Here is a 14,568-nt window from a genome sequence, read left to right on the forward strand (position 1 = left end):
GCCCTAGAGCATGCAGCTGACGCAGCCTTCTACTTCCGTACCTTCCAGCGCCGTTTGACGCAGGCGGATGTAGTAGATCGTCTTGATTCCCTTGCGCCAAGCGTAGATCTGCGCACGGTTAATATCGCGCGTAGTGGCGGTGTCCTTGAAGAATAGCGTCAAGGACAGCCCCTGATCGACGTACTTCGTTGCGACCGCGTAGGTATCGATGATCTTCTCGAAGCCGATCTCATAGGCGTCTTCGAAGTACTCCAGGTTCTCATTCGTCATGAACGGTGCCGGGTAGTACACGCGACCAATCTTGCCTTCCTTGCGGATCTCGATTCGAGACGCGATCGGGTGGATGGAAGAGGTGGAGTGGTTGATGTAGGAAATCGAACCAGTTGGCGGCACTGCCTGTAGATTACGGTTGAACAAGCCATGTTCCATGACATCGTGCTTGAGGGCTTCCCACTGCTCGGCATTCGGAATAGTCACGGTTGAAGCCGCAAAAATTTCCTTAACTCGGTCCGTCTTTGGTTGGAAGTCGGATGGGGTGAAACTATCGAAGTACTCGCCGGAGGCGTACTTGGAGTCTTCGAAGCCAACAAACTTCTGCTTCCGCTCCTGAGCAATCTTGTTTGATGCCTTCAGTGCTTCGTACAGGATGGCTGCAAAGTAGGCATTAGTAAAGTCCAAGGCCTCCTCAGAACCGTAGTGGATGCGTTCGCGCCCAAGGTAGCCGTGCAGGTTCATCTGACCGAGGCCGATCGCATGTGCCGCTTCATTACCCTTCTTAATGGAAGGCACCGAGTCGATCGAGGTCTGCTCAGAGACAGCGGTAAGTCCCCGGATGGCGGTTTCAACCGTCTGAGAGAAATTCGGGGAGTCCATGGTCAAGGCGATATTCAAGGAACCCAAGTTGCAGGAGATGTCCTCGCCGACTTCCTGGTAGCTTAGGTCAGCATTGAAGATGGAAGGCGTGGAGATCTGCAAGATCTCTGAGCACAGGTTCGAGTGGGTAATGCGCCCGGCAATCGGATTTGCCTGATTCACCGTGTCCTCGAACATGATGTACGGGTAGCCCGATTCGAATTGGATTTCCGCAAGCGTCTGGAAGAACTGGCGCGCGTTGATCTTGGTCTTGTGGATGCGGCCGTCCTCGACCATCTCGTGGTAGTGCTCAGAGATAGGAACATCCGCGAACGGCTTTCCGTAGACGCGCTCGACATCATATGGGGAGAACAGATACATGTCATCGTTCTTCTTGGCCAGCTCGAAGGTGATATCAGGAATCACCACGCCAAGCGAGAGCGTCTTAATACGAATCTTCTCATCCGCGTTTTCACGCTTCGTATCCAAGAACTTCATGATGTCTGGGTGGTGCGCATGCAAGTAGACAGCACCGGCGCCCTGGCGGGCACCCAGCTGGTTAGCATAGGAGAAAGAATCCTCCAGCAGCTTCATCACGGGGATAACACCTGAAGATTGGTTTTGGATCTTCTTGATCGGTGCGCCGGCCTCGCGGAGGTTCGTCAGCAACAGCGCCACGCCGCCACCACGCTTGGACAGCTGCAGTGCGGAGTTGATGGAGCGCCCAATCGATTCCATATTGTCTTCGATGCGAAGCAGGAAGCACGATACCGGCTCGCCACGCTGGGCTTTACCGGAGTTCAGGAACGTAGGAGTCGCCGGTTGGAACCGTCCGTGGATGATTTCATCCACGAGGTGCTTTGCCATTTCCTCGTCACCTGCGGCCAGTGTCAGCGCAACCATGCAAACTCGATCCTCAAAGCGCTCCAGGTAACGCTTACCGTCGAAGGTCTTCAGCGTGTACGAGGTGTAGTACTTGTATGCACCGAGGAAAGTAGTGAAGCGGAATTTAGCGGCATAGGCCTGCTTGAACAGTGATTTAACAAAGAGGAAGTCGTACTGGTCTAGTACTTCTTTCTCGTAGTAGTTGTTCTCAAGGAGATAGTCGAGCTTCTCCTGCAGGTTGTGGAAAAAAACCGTGTTCTGGTTCACGTGCTGCAGGAAAAACTGGCGTGCGGCAGCGCGATCCTTATCGAACTGGATTTTCCCATCGTTGTCGTACAAGTTAAGGAGCGCGTTGAGGGCGTGGTAGTCCAGCTGGTCTGCGGCTGCCATGGGATCCTTGATTGCATCGTTGGTCATGCTCACGTGTCGTCCTCTTCGGTTTCGAAAGTAATCGGTATTGGGTTCTACACTAGTTAATTGTGCTGGCCGCAGCCTTGTTAGGGCTTGAGGCCAAGCGCTTGACAATTGTTCAACAAGCCATCGCGCACGATGGCTACGTCTTCTTCATTTCCCATTAGTTCAAAACGGTAAACGTAGGGAACTTTGCATTTCTTCGCAATGACGTCTCCGGACACTCCGAAGTCCGTCCCAAAATTAGAATTTCCGCCCGCGATAACTGCGCGGATCAAACTGCGGTTGTGCGGGTCATTAAGGAAGCGGATGACTTGGACCGGCACTGGGCGTGGATTGTCTCCAGAAATTGACGCTCCGCCGCCATAGGTCGGGCAGACAAGTACATAGGGTTCATCCACTATCAGCGGTTCTTCCGCCTTCAACAAGGGGATTCGTGCGTGCGGAAGGCCAAGCTTTTCGACGAACCGGTGCGTATTCCCAGTGGCGGAAGAAAAATAGACGATGAGCATTGCTTTCTCGCTAATCTACTGCGTCTTCGCCGGGCATAAACTGGGCGAAAACATAAATAAAGGCCGCCAGTTCAAAGAATGAACCTAGCGGCATGGTCTCCCGTGTTCTTTGCGAGCCACAGTGATGCGACTCGCCCTCTAAGGATGCTGGGAGAGGAAGATCTTAAGTCTTAAGCGACTTCTGCAGCTAGGCTACGGATGCGTTCTGGGCGGAAACCGGACCAGTGTTCACCGTTAACCTCAACCACTGGGGCCTGTAGGTAACCAAGGGCCATGACATAGTCACGAGCGTCATCATCAAGACTGATGTCGACGATGCTGTAATCCAAACCTGCTCGGTCCAGTGCCTTCTTGGTTGCGGTGCACTGTACACATGCTGGCTTGCTATAAACGGTGATTGCCATGTTGATCGATCCTTAGAGAGTTTGGTGATTTTTACTCCACCAGCAGGGCCCGAGTTTCGCATGTCCGGGCTTTTCGGTGACAAGAAAAGACACTATACGTTGTGGTAAAAAAGCGCAATGGACACTAGATATAGTAGTTACAAGGATGATATTCGCAGGAGACGACGCTTTAGAGCACTACATCTTGCGCTCAGCCAGCCAAGGTAATTACATCGTTGTGCTCCCAAAGAACTACACCCATGACATTTCCCCAGCTCGCCCAAAAGTGCGTTATCGAATCGTTATCTACCGTTCACTGAAAGGTCAAATTCGCTGGTAATGACCAGTTTGTCTCGGCAAGCACTTCGTCTCCATGCAGCGAAAGTAAAAATCCGCCACCCTACCCTCACAGGTAGAAGTAGCGGATTCAAAGCTGGATCCAATTAGCCCTGACGAGCCTTGAAGCGTGGATCCTTCTTGTTAATGACAAAGACCTTGCCATGACGACGCACAACCTGGGCGCCCGGCTTGTTCTTCAGCGACCGAAGGGATTTACGGACCTTCATTCGGGCGCTCCTTTCTTTATTGCGCGATTTGTAGGAAAGTTCACTGCGGGAATGCAGCAACTCAACAATGGCAGGCAGCTTTTGCCAGCCATGACACGAAAAACTATGTTAACCGACGCGCCCCCTAAACTCCAAAACGCATCAAACCCCCTCCGTACGCCGGCGCATCTCAGCCGAAATATCTGCAAGATCGCGACCGGTAGTTTCTGGCACAGCGACCCGAACAAATACCAAGGCAGCAACCCCCAACACTGCGAACAGTAGGAATGAGACTGGGCCGCCAACAGCATTCACCATCGGCAAAAATCCTTGGGCTACCGCCCAGTTTGCCAGCCACAACCCAAGGCCCGCGATCCCCATCCCGAGCCCACGAGCCTCAGCAGGAACCAATTCGCTGAGCAACAACCACGTGGTCAAAGACACCGCCGACTGTTGAAACGCAATGAAAGCGGTCATGAGAAGCAAGACCATCCAGGAAGCGCGAATGTCGTGCTCTGCGAATCGATACGCCACTGCAAGCAGCACTAGCGACAACGAGGTCCCGCTCAACCCGATTGTGAGCAACCTACGACGTCCAATTCGATCCACCAACATCATGCCTACCCAACAGGACACAACGCTGACTGCACCTATCAAAATGGAGGTGTACACGGCATTCTCAGTCGAGATCCCCACCATATTCATCATTTTCGGAGCGAAGTAGACGATCGCATTAACGCCGGTTATTTGCTGTGTAATACCCACCAGAATGGCCACCACCACAGCCCGTCTGATCCACTTTTCCCGCAGCGCCAACCGCTCGGCAGCACGCAGCTCTTTAGCTGAGGTTCCGCCCCCAACCAGCTCTGTGTACGGAATCCCAACCCGAGCAGCAATGCGCCGCGCATCTTCCTCCAGGCCGCGACGCCGAAGCCACACCGGAGAATCGGTCATAAACAGCATGCCAACTGCCAGAATGAGACCAGGTACCGCGGCGAGCCCCAGCATCAAACGCCAATTTCCAGTATGCGCAAGCGCCGAATTGGTCAGGAAAGCTAACAACTGGCCGACCACGATCATGAGCGTGTTGAGCGAGACGAGTTGCCCTCTGATCTGGGCAGGCGCCATTTCCGAAATGTACATAGGCACAACGATTGACACTAGGCCTACGGCAAATCCCAGCAACGTGCGAGAAGCTCCAAGTTGCAGCACCGAATTCGAAAGCGCACAGGCTAAGGATCCGAAAACGAAGACTAAACCGCCACCGATCAATGTACGTTTTCTGCCAAACGCGTCCGCAACTCGGCCTCCCAACAACGCCCCCACTGCTGCCCCAACCAACAGCATGGATGTCACAGCTCCCTCAGCAGCGGGCGACAACAGGAAATCACGCTCTATATAAAGGAGTGCGCCAGACATCACTCCCGTGTCATAACCGAAAAGGACACCACCCAAGGCTGCGACGGCGGCTACGAGACGGGCATAACCAGGCACCAATTCTTGTTTATTCACGCTCTCAACCCTGCCACTTCACTATGCTCGGTGTCATGTCGCATTCCGCAAATTCCACGCGTGCCGAGATCATCACTGCACTGCACACCAAGCCGCAGATTGCTCCAGCCGAGGAGATCCAGCAACGAGTGAATTTTCTGTGTGAATACCTGAAGTCCTCCGGCATGAAGGGGTACGTTCTCGGCATCTCTGGTGGCCAAGACTCCACCCTGGCTGGGAGATTGGCGCAGTTGGCCGTCGAGAAGCTACGCGCAGACGGCTACCAAGCCGAATTTTGGGCAATGCGCCTACCCCATGGTGTTCAGGCCGACGCTCACGATGCGGACATCGCGTTGGACTTCATTCGCGCGGATCATGAAGTGACGGTGAATATTAAGGCCGCGACCTCCGCCATAGAACAGGAAATTGCCGCTGCGCTTGGGCAAGAATCCCTCGGGGACTTCAACCGCGGCAATGTCAAAGCGCGTCAACGCATGATCGCGCAATATGCACTTGCTGGTGAAAGAGGGCTTTTGGTCATCGGTAGCGACCACGCCTCTGAAAATGTGACCGGTTTCTTCACCAAGTTCGGCGATGGTGGCGCGGACATCTTGCCGCTGTTTGGACTATCCAAGCGCCAAGGCGCAGCTTTGCTGGAAGAACTAGGAGCGCCACAATCGACTTGGCGCAAGGTCCCGACTGCGGACCTCGAAGACAACCGACCGATGCAACCAGATGAGGAAGCATTGGGGGTAAGCTACCGCGACATCGACACCTATGTGGAGGGTGGCGAGACGCTCCCCGCTACAGCGATCGAACGCATCGAGCACCTGTGGCGCGTCGGCCGTCACAAGCGCACCACTCCGGTGACGCCACAAGATACCTGGTGGCGCGAGTAGAGCGGCCACCGAGCGCCCTGCTAGCCGACGCTTTTAGGGACAACCTAGTAGCGCTCGGGCTCCTCGCCCAACTCGAAGAAGCGTCCAGAGATCTCCCGCGGCTTAATGCGAACAAAGTTGTACTTCAGCGTCGGAATCCACGGCTTCAGCGACAACGAATCCGCACGGTCAATCTCTTTGGTAGAGGTGAGAATGGTGGCATCGCCGCGGACGATGACCGACCACGCGGTGCCATCGCTAACTTGGTCAGCCTCGAACAACACCTCGTGATTTAAGGCCACGGTGAACAGCTTGTTGCCCTCTGCCGAACGGAAGTAGATTTCTTCGCCATCCAGCACAAAGTTGACCGGATAAATATCGAATTGGTCATTGCGGTGCACTACCAAACGGCCTAGTTGTACGCTGCCAAGCTTCTCGAGTGCAGCTTCACGATCCAAAATACGGACAGAGGAGTTATCAGACATAGTTCCATTGTTCCACCGCGCCCCGTTCAATGTCTGCTCGCTCCGCCAGCGGGGGTAAGGGGCAACTACTCTCCCGCGCTACCAGTAGGTTGTCAATCATTGAAGGCGCAGCTCGGATGAGGCTAGAACTAACCTAAAGTGCTCAACGATCGTGGTTTCCGACCGAATGTGACAAACGCGAAACACTCCACACCAAGAGGTGTGGAGTGTTCTATTTTGTGGAGCTAAGGGGACTCGAACCCCTGACCCCCACACTGCCAGTGTGGTGCGCTACCAGCTGCGCCATAGCCCCATAAAGCTTCCTTGAGACTACACCGAACCAAATAAACTAAACAAATTGCCTGTTCAAAGGGGTAATTCTTCCGAGTCCAAAACAGATCTGGCGAACCGCCCTGTATGGCTGCCCCTGCACAAGTACACGCGGGCCCCGAGGAGATACCTCGGGGCCCGCCAATCACACTCTGATTAGGATGTAGCTACTTCTACCCAGTTCTGTAGGTCGTCGATATCCTTACCGTCCTTGATGATGCGCGGAGAAGAAACCTTGCCGGTCTCAGTCTTGAGCTTTTCTTCATTTGCCTTGAACATGGCCACTGCATCTGCATGATCGGCCGGGGCCTCTGCAATCTTGGTTGCGGTGTCTTCGGATGCACCGACCTTACGGGCTGCCTCAGCAAAATCTGCCATGTTCCACTTGGAGTAAATGTCCTTCTGCTTCTGCATCAGCAGGTCACGGTAGTTCCAATAAGTCGAAGCATCCTCGGATTGTGCGACCATCATCAGCGCATTACCAGCGCGAGTGGAGTGACCATCCGCATTCCCGCCATCGAGGAAGTTCAGGGTCCGCACATTGACGATCAGCTTGCCAGCATCTACGGCCTCAACCATCTGCTTATCAGTTGCGGTAGCAAGTTCGGAGCAATGCGGGCAGGAAAAGTCTTCGTACAGATCCACTTGTGGGGTGGCGTCAGTAGCTTTGTCTGACTTCAAAACGTAAGCATTGTCCTTCATCTCCATGTCAAAGGAGACTTGAGTTTGCGGTACCTCTTCAGTGACGTTTTCAATCTTGGAGCTCTTACCACTCCAGAAAATGTAGCCCACCACCACTACGGCGATCAGCAGAATGGTCAACAGCGCCCAGAGAAAGCCGTTGCTCTTCTCATTTGGGCTCTTAATCTTGTTACTCACGTCTTGTTAATACCTTTGTTTGTATGGATAGAGATGGCCTAAGGGTGCAATGCAAACTTAGTAAATGGACACTTCATCACCCAACCCGCCATCGCCAGGAACAGCAGATCCCTGAGAATCGCCAGCCACAGTGAGCTTGAGCTGCTTGCTTCACCTGCGGAAAAACAACCGCAATTGATCTCCAGGCCTCGAGCTGCCGCAGAGGCAAGCCCGAAGATAAAACACACCATGAACAATGCCGTTATTGCTGCTGCCGGAACAATAAAAAGTCCGAGCAACAAGAGCAGCCCTAGCGCGAGCTCTATAGGCGGTAGCACTGTCGAAATAAGTGAGACCATTTCTGGGGGAAACAGCTCGTAGGCCTGTACTGATTGACGAAAGGCCAGCGGGTCGCTCATCTTTTGAAAACCGGAAATGAGCCACACGAGCGCCAGCCCGAACCGTGACACCGCACTAATCAGCGAAATTCCCAACCGTCGGGAATTGGGTTGATGATCAACAGTCGAGGTCACGGTCATATTCGTCATTCTATTAGATCAGTTTGGGAAAGCCTAGGAGCAACGTCTGCCTCGGCTAGGAGTTGCCTAGGACTTCAGAAACCAATTCCTGTGCTTCTTGTTGGACTTGTTTTAGGTGATCGGCACCCTTGAAGGACTCCGCATAGATTTTGTACTTATCCTCGGTACCAGAGGGACGTGCCGCAAACCATGCGTTTTCAGTGGTCACCTTGAGTCCACCAATCGCAGCGCCATTTCCCGGCGCCTCAGTCATTTTCGCAGTGATCGACTCCCCTGCCAACTCCGTGGCGGAGACTTGCTCCGGACTCAGTGCCTTAAGCACAGCCTTTTGCTCTCTGTTGGCCTCAGCATCAGTTCGGGCATACTCCGGAGCACCATACTGTTCTGCCAGTTCTGCGTAGCGCTGGGATGGGGTCTTGCCCGTCACCGCAAGGATCTCCGCGGCCAAAAGATCCAGAATGATGCCGTCCTTATCCGTCGACCAAACTGTGCCGTCATGTCGCAAGAACGATGCGCCAGCGGACTCTTCACCACCGAAGCCCACACTGCCGTCGATAAGCCCTGGGACGAACCATTTAAATCCCACTGGCACCTCGACTAAGTCACAGCCCAATGCAGCAACTACACGGTCAATCATGGAGGAGGACACGAGGGTTTTACCCACTGCAGTGCACTCCCCCCAACCCGGACGATGCGCGAAAAGGTAATCGATGGCTACCGCCAGGTAGTGATTCGGGTTCATCAGGCCGGCATCGGGAGTGACGATGCCATGCCGGTCAGCATCAGCATCATTACCAGTAGCAATGTCGAACTTGTCTCGGTTAGCAATGAGCGAAGCCATAGCGTTCGGAGAGGAACAGTCCATGCGAATCTTGCCATCGGTATCTAACGTCATGAAGCGCCAGGTGGCATCGACCGTCGGATTGACTACGGTCAGGTCAAGTCCATGCGTCTTAGCGATGTGCCCCCAGTAGTCCACCGAAGCGCCACCCATAGGGTCCGCACCGATCCGGATCCCTGCCTTCTTAATCGCCGCGATATCGATGACATTTGGCAGGTCCGCCACATAAGAATCCATGTAGTTGTAGGCGGTAGCCCTTTCATCCAACACGCCTTCGACCCGGGTGAGTTCAATTCCTTCGAGCTCCGTTTCGAGCAGCTCGTTAGCTCGCTTGGCGATCCAGTCCGTCGCGTCTGTGTCCGCAGGCCCGCCATGGGGCGGGTTGTACTTGAAACCGCCATCGCGAGGAGGATTGTGGGATGGTGTGATCACGATGCCATCAGCGCGGCGTGGATCTGTTCCCAGCACGCCTCCTGCTAGCTGTGCATTGTGCGAGAGGATAGCGTGAGAGACTGCGGGGGTTGGGGTGTATCGGCCGCGGTCGTCGACAAGCACCTCGACGTCAGTAGCCAGCAGCACCTCTAGGGCGGACAGCATGGCTGGCTCGGACAGGGCGTGCGTGTCCCGGCCGATAAAGAGCGGGCCTTCGATGCCTTGCGACGCCCGGTACTCCACGATCGCCTGTGTGATGGCCAAGATATGGTTTTCATTAAATGCCGAATCAAAAGCGCTACCACGGTGGCCGGAGGTGCCGAATGCCACCTGCTGCTCAGGCACAGACACATCCGGCTCCAAGGTGTAGTAAGCCGTCACCAACGATGCGATGTCGATGAGGTCTTCGGATTTGGCAAGCTGTCCTGCACGCTCGTGAGCCACGTGAAACTCCTTTGGCTGGTGGAAAACTTTCTGGTTACACCTTCCATCTTTCCTGTTTCCGTCCCGCTACGCAGAGCACTGCATATCTCCCCCTACCCCATCGGACGGTGCTTGCCCACCATATTTTCCTGCTATCCCGCCCATCTGGGGGTTTTACCTGCAGGATTCCCGCGAATTTTGGCGAAACGGTTTCAAAATTCACTACCCACAAGGCAGAATGTAATCCAAGTCACCGGTCGCAGCAGAGCTTGGTGTACCTCATTAATTCCATTCGGCGAAAGAATCCAATGTCTGATTTCACAACGCTTTTGGGCGACATCGATACGTTCGTCTGGGGTCCGTTCTTCTTGATCCCCTTGTTGCTCGGCACAGGTCTAGTGCTCACAGTTCGACTGCGTGGATTGCAGTTCCGCACACTGTTCACTGCACTAAGACACGGCCTGATAGACCGCAATGATGGCGACGGCGAAGGAGACATCAGCAATTACCAAGCGCTGACGACTGCACTCGCCGCAACGGTGGGCGTGGGCAACATCGTAGGCGTAGCCACAGCGATTTCTGTGGGCGGACCTGGCGCGCTCTTTTGGATGTGGGTTACTGGCCTCGTAGGCATGGCATCCAAATACTCCGAGGCATTTCTTGGCGTGCGGTTTCGCACAAGTGATTCTGCCGGGGAAATGTCTGGCGGGCCACAGTACTACCTGGAGCGTGGCATCAAGGGGCCACTAGGAAAAATCCTGGGATTGTCTTTCACTCTCTTTGCGATTGTCGCCAGTTTCGGTATCGGCAACCTCACTCAGGCAAATGCCGTTGCTACGGGCATGCACGACGCGTTCGGGATTGCCCCTCACGTCTCCGGGATCATCATGTTTATCTGCCTGGGAGCAGTGCTGCTCGGTGGCATTCAGGCAATCGGAAAGGTGACCTCGGCGTTCGTACCACTCATGATCCTCATCTACATTGTTGGCGCTCTTGCCGTCCTGGCGATTAACGCAGCGAAGATCCCCGGGGCGTTCGCGCTGATCTTTAGCGACGCTTTCACTGGTTCCGCAGCAACCGGCGGCTTCCTCGGTTCCGGCATCATTCTCGCCCTACAAATGGGCGTTGCCCGCGGCATCTTCTCCAACGAATCCGGCATGGGTTCTGCTTCCATCGCCGCTGCAGCTGCGAAGACGTCCCATCCGGTACGCCAGGGGCTGGTCTCCATGACACAGACCTTCATCGACACCCTGGTGGTGGTTACCTTTACCGGTTTGGTCATCATCTCTACTGGCACCTGGAGCCAGGGTAAAGATTCAGCAGGCACCATGACCGCAGATGCTTTCGCCACTGCGTTGCCTGGCCACTGGGGCGGCTCCATCGTGTCCATCTCCCTGGTATTTTTCGCCTTTTCGACGATCATCGGCTGGTCCTACTATGGTGAGCGCTGCGTTGAGCGCCTGTTTGGCCGCCACGGAGCGCTGCCATATCGACTCATTTTCACCATCGTGGTGTACTTCGGTGCCACCACTGAGCTGGAAACAGTGTGGACGCTGGCAGACCTTGCCAACGGCCTCATGGCACTACCAAACCTCATCGGCTTGTTGCTGCTCTCGGGTCTCATCGCCAAGGAAACCCTGGCGTACCTTAAGTTCGATCCGAAGCTGACGGCCTCTCACGAGGATGTCACCGACTACGTTGCACAGGAAGACAACGGCTGGAAGTAGTATTCCAGTTGTGAAGGACTATCTGTGGGTGGGCTGCGGCGCCGCGTTGGGCGCTGTAGCCCGCTATCTATTAGCGCTGCTGTTAGGCCCCAGCGTCTGGGTAATAGTCACGATCAACATCATCGGCTGTTATCTAATGGGGCGTACGCGCCCCGGGCTATTCTGGGGCACCGGGTTTCTCGGCGGCTTCACCACTTTCAGTGCCTTCGAACTCTCCTTGTTTGCTGAGGATCGTCTCATTGTTTTGGCGCTGACGGTGCTTGGCTGTCTGGGGGCTTGGCAGCTTGGCAACGCAGCTTATCGACGGGTCTCGCCATGAGCACTGCGATAGTTCTCGTCGCGCTCGGAGGCATGTGCGGTGGTGTCATGCGCTTGTTCCTGTCTCGCCGGCTGCCGCCCTTGTGGGGCACCTTCTGTGCCAACGTCGTGGCGTGCGCGCTGCTGGGCTGGGCGACTTCCACAGCGGAATCCCCTTTCTTCCTAGCTGCGGGGCTAGCTGGCGCGTTGTCCACCTGGTCTACCCTCGCCAAGGAAGTAGGAACGCTCCCCTTAAGGAAAGCCTGCGTCTACTTGGCACTCACCCTGCTGGCCGGTACCGCAGCGATGTGGATCGCCATAAGCTAGCCTGCTGCTCTGGCATGGCGAAGGCCCGACCAGGATACTTCCTGGTCGGGCCTTTAGGATGGACGTCGAGAAGCAGCGACTAAACCACCAAGCCGAGCAACAACACAGACAACAGCCCGACGATAGACAACACGGTCTCCATGAGAGACCAGGTCTTGAATGTCTCACCGATGGTCATACCGAAGTACTCCTTCACCAGCCAGAAGCCAGCATCATTGACGTGTGAGAGGAATACCGAACCGGCACCGATGGCCAGAACCAACAAAGCGATGTGAGTATCCGTCATTCCGGCAGCAGCTACCGGGGCCATGATGCCGGCGGTGGTGATGGTGGATACAGTGGCGGAACCGGTAGCCAGACGAATCGCTACGGCTACCAACCAACCAGCTACCAACGGGGAAAGGGGCGCCCCCTGAATCCATGCACCAATGACCTTTGCGACGCCAGAATCTACGAGCGTTTGTTTGAAGCCACCACCAGCGCCAACAATCAATAGAATGCCGGCGATCGGGGCGAAGGAGCCACCGACTAGATCCGAAACTTCCTTCAGATTCTTACCTGTAAGCAAGCCAAGTACCACCATTGCGTACAGCGTTGTGATCAGCAAGGCCACCAGTGGGCTGCCGACAAAGCCGAGCGCCGTTCCAATCAGAGACTTAGGCTCGACACCAGTGGTTTCAGCAACCGTATTGGCCAGCATCAAAACGACGGGCATCAAGATGACTGACAGCGCGGTAGTAAAGCTTGGACGTGCCTCGCGCGGAATGGCATGCTTGGCATCAAATGTGTCTGGTGCCTGAATCGGAACCCACTTAACCATGATCTTTGCCGCAATTGGGCCGGAGATAATCACCGTCGGGATGGACACCAACAAGCCAAATCCCAGCGTCAAGCCAAGATTCGCCTTCAGCGCGTCAATTGCAATTAGCGGACCAGGGTGTGGCGGAACCAAGCCATGCAGCGCGGACAGACCTGCGAGTGCCGGAATGCCGAGCAAGACTACGGGGATCTTTGTGCGGCGAGCAACCAGCAACACCACCGGGATGAGCAGCACTAGGCCGACCTCGAAAAACAACGGGATGCCAATAATGAATGCCAGCACTGCCATGATCCACGGCAGCTTCCCCACGGAGGTTCGATCCAAGAAGGTATCTACGATTTCATCGGCGCCACCGGAGCTGACGAGAAGCGCACCAATGATCGCACCGAGCGCGATGAGCACACCGACGCCGCCAACCGTTGAGCCCAAACCTGAGCTAAACGACGTAAACGTTTTAGTCAGCGGGATGCCTGCCGTCAACGCAAGAGTGGCTGAGCCGAGCATCAGGGAAAGGAATGGGTGAATCTTGGCCCAGCTGATGAGCAGGATGATTACTGCGATACCCAAGCACGCTGCAAAAATCAGTTGGGAGCTAGGGGCGTTTGTCAAAGGGGCGGTATCTGCCGCTAGAAGTGAGATCATTTCTGTGAATCCTTCCGTGCAGCGAGTTCTGCAAGAACGGTATCGACGATATCCGCGATAGGACGGGCAATATCGACGGTGAAGCCGTCTTCTGCAGGTGCAAGCGGCTCTAAGGTAGCAAATTGGGAGGGGAGCAACGTAGCAGGCATAAAATGTCCTACTCGAGACGACATCCGCTGTGCGATGAGGTTCTGGCTTCCTGAAAGATGGACGAACACTACGTCGCCGTCGGCTTGTGCCAAAAGGTCACGGTAGGACTGCTTAAGTGCGGAACAAGTAACGATGGTGTTGTTGCCGGCCTTTGCATGGTTGCTCATCCAGCTTCTGAGGGTTTCAAGCCACGGCCAGCGATCTTCATCGTTGAGCGCTACACCTAGCGCCATTTTGTCCTTGTTTGCTTGCGGATGGAAATCATCAGCTTCGGCGTAGGGCCAGCTGAGGTGGCGCTCCAAGGTACTAGCGACCGACGTTTTACCGCAGCCACTCACACCCATCAACACCAGATGAATAGGTCGATGGTCCATCGAACCCTCCTTGTTGAACAATTTATGTTCCTATCAGTATTCCCTGTAGTGGGACTGATACCAAAACGGCGAGCAATGGAGCTGAAAAGGGGTGCCACAATCCCCTACTAGAACCACAACAGTGGGGGCGAATCCTCGTGTTATACAGCCCGGACCACCCACTCAATTGTGGTGTTGTTTTTTGTGGAGTTGAAGTGCCCCGGGTTTTGTTCCTAGGCGTTTGCCTTGATTTCTATTATTTCTTGTTCTGGGCTACTCATCCAAAATTCGTGCTCGACCTCAGCCGGCGTACGGTAGTCCAGGCTTTGGTGAAGTCGTGACTCGTTCCACCACGAAACCCAGTCCAACGTCGCGATCTCAACATCAGCCACGTCGGCCCACGTCCGC

16 protein-coding genes and 1 tRNA gene are annotated in these 14,568 nt (G+C 55.0%); 4 read left to right on the plus strand and 13 right to left on the minus strand.

The annotated features are described in order from the left end of the window. Positions 1-3: 3 nt before the first annotated feature. The 5 genes from nrdE to WG915_RS08785 all read right to left on the minus strand — a co-directional run bounded on the left by nrdE (position 4) and on the right by WG915_RS08785 (position 5,100). The gene (gene nrdE / locus WG915_RS08765) at positions 4-2,154 is read right to left on the minus strand and encodes a class 1b ribonucleoside-diphosphate reductase subunit alpha (protein WP_339564998.1); all 2,151 of its coding nucleotides are present in this window, start codon (positions 2,152-2,154) and stop codon (positions 4-6) included. 80 nt (positions 2,155-2,234) lie between these two features. Beyond that, on the minus strand, positions 2,235-2,660 hold the full coding sequence (nrdI, locus tag WG915_RS08770; RefSeq protein WP_339564999.1) for a class Ib ribonucleoside-diphosphate reductase assembly flavoprotein NrdI: 426 nt from the start codon (positions 2,658-2,660) through the stop codon (positions 2,235-2,237). Positions 2,661-2,830: 170 nt separating this feature from the next. Beyond that, positions 2,831-3,064: a glutaredoxin-like protein NrdH gene (nrdH, locus tag WG915_RS08775; RefSeq protein WP_339565000.1), complete on the minus strand. Its 234-nt coding sequence runs from the start codon at positions 3,062-3,064 to the stop codon at positions 2,831-2,833. A gap of 422 nt (positions 3,065-3,486) precedes the next feature. Continuing rightward, complete coding sequence (gene ykgO / locus WG915_RS08780) at positions 3,487-3,609, minus strand: type B 50S ribosomal protein L36 (RefSeq protein ID WP_012732041.1); 123 nt, start codon at positions 3,607-3,609, stop codon at positions 3,487-3,489. 141 nt (positions 3,610-3,750) lie between these two features. Then, positions 3,751-5,100: a sugar porter family MFS transporter gene (locus WG915_RS08785; RefSeq protein WP_339565001.1), complete on the minus strand. Its 1,350-nt coding sequence runs from the start codon at positions 5,098-5,100 to the stop codon at positions 3,751-3,753. Positions 5,101-5,135: 35 nt separating this feature from the next. Here WG915_RS08785 and nadE point away from each other — a divergent pair, with 35 nt between their 5' ends. Beyond that, positions 5,136-5,978 carry an ammonia-dependent NAD(+) synthetase gene (gene nadE, locus WG915_RS08790; protein ID WP_339565002.1) on the plus strand — a complete coding sequence of 281 codons (843 nt, stop codon included), beginning with the start codon at positions 5,136-5,138 and terminating at the stop codon, positions 5,976-5,978. Positions 5,979-6,022: 44 nt separating this feature from the next. Here nadE and WG915_RS08795 read toward each other — a convergent pair whose 3' ends face one another. The 5 genes from WG915_RS08795 to pgm all read right to left on the minus strand — a co-directional run bounded on the left by WG915_RS08795 (position 6,023) and on the right by pgm (position 9,865). Continuing rightward, on the minus strand, positions 6,023-6,442 hold the full coding sequence (locus tag WG915_RS08795) for a pyridoxamine 5'-phosphate oxidase family protein (protein ID WP_339565003.1): 420 nt from the start codon (positions 6,440-6,442) through the stop codon (positions 6,023-6,025). Positions 6,443-6,661: 219 nt separating this feature from the next. Then, positions 6,662-6,734: transfer RNA gene (locus WG915_RS08800), tRNA-Ala, on the minus strand. 173 nt (positions 6,735-6,907) lie between these two features. Next, entirely contained in the window at positions 6,908-7,630 is a 723-nt protein-coding gene (locus tag WG915_RS08805; protein ID WP_339565004.1) for a thioredoxin domain-containing protein, read from the minus strand. Positions 7,631-7,668: 38 nt separating this feature from the next. Next, positions 7,669-8,148 carry a MauE/DoxX family redox-associated membrane protein gene (locus WG915_RS08810; RefSeq protein WP_339565005.1) on the minus strand — a complete coding sequence of 160 codons (480 nt, stop codon included), beginning with the start codon at positions 8,146-8,148 and terminating at the stop codon, positions 7,669-7,671. A gap of 55 nt (positions 8,149-8,203) precedes the next feature. Next, entirely contained in the window at positions 8,204-9,865 is a 1,662-nt protein-coding gene (pgm, locus tag WG915_RS08815) for a phosphoglucomutase (alpha-D-glucose-1,6-bisphosphate-dependent) (RefSeq protein WP_339565006.1), read from the minus strand. A gap of 287 nt (positions 9,866-10,152) precedes the next feature. Between pgm and WG915_RS08820 the strand changes: the two genes are divergently transcribed. Genes WG915_RS08820 through WG915_RS08830 form a run of 3 tightly spaced genes read left to right on the plus strand, consistent with a single transcriptional unit; the run spans position 10,153 to position 12,195 of the window. Continuing rightward, complete coding sequence (locus tag WG915_RS08820) at positions 10,153-11,571, plus strand: alanine/glycine:cation symporter family protein (RefSeq protein WP_339565007.1); 1,419 nt, start codon at positions 10,153-10,155, stop codon at positions 11,569-11,571. A gap of 1 nt (position 11,572) precedes the next feature. After that, the gene (locus WG915_RS08825; protein WP_339565018.1) at positions 11,573-11,890 is read left to right on the plus strand and encodes a fluoride efflux transporter family protein; all 318 of its coding nucleotides are present in this window, start codon (positions 11,573-11,575) and stop codon (positions 11,888-11,890) included. Further along, a complete protein-coding gene (locus WG915_RS08830) occupies positions 11,887-12,195 on the plus strand; it encodes a fluoride efflux transporter FluC (RefSeq protein ID WP_339565008.1) in 309 nt (102 codons plus the stop codon). Before WG915_RS08825 ends, WG915_RS08830 begins: the two co-directional genes overlap by 4 nt. A gap of 79 nt (positions 12,196-12,274) precedes the next feature. On the opposite strand, the gene WG915_RS08835 is transcribed toward WG915_RS08830, so the two are convergent. The 3 genes from WG915_RS08835 to WG915_RS11630 form a co-directional block, all read right to left on the minus strand. Then, positions 12,275-13,657 (minus strand): GntP family permease, encoded by a 1,383-nt coding sequence (locus tag WG915_RS08835; RefSeq protein ID WP_339565009.1) that lies wholly within the window; start codon positions 13,655-13,657, stop codon positions 12,275-12,277. Further along, positions 13,654-14,181 (minus strand): gluconokinase, encoded by a 528-nt coding sequence (locus tag WG915_RS08840; protein ID WP_339565010.1) that lies wholly within the window; start codon positions 14,179-14,181, stop codon positions 13,654-13,656. Before WG915_RS08840 ends, WG915_RS08835 begins: the two co-directional genes overlap by 4 nt. A gap of 212 nt (positions 14,182-14,393) precedes the next feature. After that, positions 14,394-14,552 (minus strand): integrase core domain-containing protein, encoded by a 159-nt coding sequence (locus tag WG915_RS11630; protein ID WP_445227818.1) that lies wholly within the window; start codon positions 14,550-14,552, stop codon positions 14,394-14,396. Between the last annotated feature and the right edge of the window lie 16 nt (positions 14,553-14,568).

The organism is Corynebacterium sp. H128, assembly GCF_037482625.1.
Taxonomy (GTDB): Bacteria; Actinomycetota; Actinomycetes; order Mycobacteriales; family Mycobacteriaceae; genus Corynebacterium.

Excerpts from the sequence above, each read along its gene's own strand:
- nrdE (WP_339564998.1), bottom strand. The coding sequence starts at position 2,154 with ATGACCAACGATGCAATCAAGGATCCCATGGCAGCCGCAGACCAGCTG.
- nrdI (WP_339564999.1), bottom strand. The coding sequence starts at position 2,660 with ATGCTCATCGTCTATTTTTCTTCCGCCACTGGGAATACGCACCGGTTC.
- nrdH (WP_339565000.1), bottom strand. The coding sequence starts at position 3,064 with ATGGCAATCACCGTTTATAGCAAGCCAGCATGTGTACAGTGCACCGCA.
- ykgO (WP_012732041.1), bottom strand. The coding sequence starts at position 3,609 with ATGAAGGTCCGTAAATCCCTTCGGTCGCTGAAGAACAAGCCGGGCGCC.
- nadE (WP_339565002.1), top strand. The coding sequence starts at position 5,136 with ATGTCGCATTCCGCAAATTCCACGCGTGCCGAGATCATCACTGCACTG.
- WG915_RS08795 (WP_339565003.1), bottom strand. The coding sequence starts at position 6,442 with ATGTCTGATAACTCCTCTGTCCGTATTTTGGATCGTGAAGCTGCACTC.
- WG915_RS08810 (WP_339565005.1), bottom strand. The coding sequence starts at position 8,148 with ATGACCGTGACCTCGACTGTTGATCATCAACCCAATTCCCGACGGTTG.
- WG915_RS08820 (WP_339565007.1), top strand. The coding sequence starts at position 10,153 with ATGTCTGATTTCACAACGCTTTTGGGCGACATCGATACGTTCGTCTGG.
- WG915_RS08830 (WP_339565008.1), top strand. The coding sequence starts at position 11,887 with ATGAGCACTGCGATAGTTCTCGTCGCGCTCGGAGGCATGTGCGGTGGT.
- WG915_RS08835 (WP_339565009.1), bottom strand. The coding sequence starts at position 13,657 with ATGATCTCACTTCTAGCGGCAGATACCGCCCCTTTGACAAACGCCCCT.
- WG915_RS08840 (WP_339565010.1), bottom strand. The coding sequence starts at position 14,181 with ATGGACCATCGACCTATTCATCTGGTGTTGATGGGTGTGAGTGGCTGC.